The sequence below is a fragment of the Saccharopolyspora thermophila genome (genome assembly GCF_014646075.1).
Lineage (GTDB): Bacteria > Actinomycetota > Actinomycetes > Mycobacteriales > Pseudonocardiaceae > Saccharopolyspora > Saccharopolyspora thermophila.
Genome location: NZ_BMMT01000057.1, coordinates 1 through 560, shown reverse-complemented (window position 1 = coordinate 560; position 560 = coordinate 1). Strand labels below are relative to the sequence as shown.

Below are 560 nucleotides of genomic sequence, written 5' to 3'. Positions count from 1 at the left end.
CTCAAGGCCCGCGAGATCGACTACTACCTCGACGACTCGGGCGCTTCGGGGATGTTCACCTGGCACACCTTCGCCGAGGAGGCGGCCCAGGGCGCGCACCGGGCCGACAGCGTCAGCCTGATCATCGAGCCGGAGCGGTTCGCCCGCGAACTGTCCACCTATGACCCGGTGGCGGAAGTGGCCGGGCGCGCCGGGGACGACACCGCCGTCATCAACGGCTGAGAGGGGCTTGCAGATGACCGACTCCAACCGCTACTTCGTCGGCATTCCCGACATGTACGCCGAGGGCAGCGACTACTTCCAGCACGCGACGTTCATCCGCGAGACCGCGGAGGACAAGTTCCACGTCGTGGCCCGGTTGGCTTCCGGTGACGCCCTGTCCGAACAGCAGGTCGTCGAGGCTCAGTACGAGATGAAGATGGCCGACGATCACTCCGGCGGCCTGGAGCAGCACGGCACGGTCTTCAACAACGTCGGCGACATCGCCGCGCAGACGTTGAGCACCGCGCTGCGGATCGTCACCCAGCACTGAACGGACGCGGTCCGTGAAGGCCCCTCCC

General features: G+C 67.0%; 1 protein-coding gene and 1 pseudogene. Both read left to right on the top strand.

Annotation, left to right across the window (positions count from 1 at the left end):
- A pseudogene (locus IEY17_RS25060) lies at positions 1-222 on the top strand (long-chain fatty acid--CoA ligase); the annotation flags it as partial.
- 13 nt (positions 223-235) lie between these two features.
- Positions 236-532: a hypothetical protein gene (locus tag IEY17_RS25055; protein WP_188991950.1), complete on the top strand. Its 297-nt coding sequence runs from the start codon at positions 236-238 to the stop codon at positions 530-532.
- The last annotated feature ends 28 nt before the right edge of the window (positions 533-560 follow it).

Excerpts from the sequence above, each read along its gene's own strand:
- IEY17_RS25055 (WP_188991950.1), top strand. The coding sequence starts at position 236 with ATGACCGACTCCAACCGCTACTTCGTCGGCATTCCCGACATGTACGCC.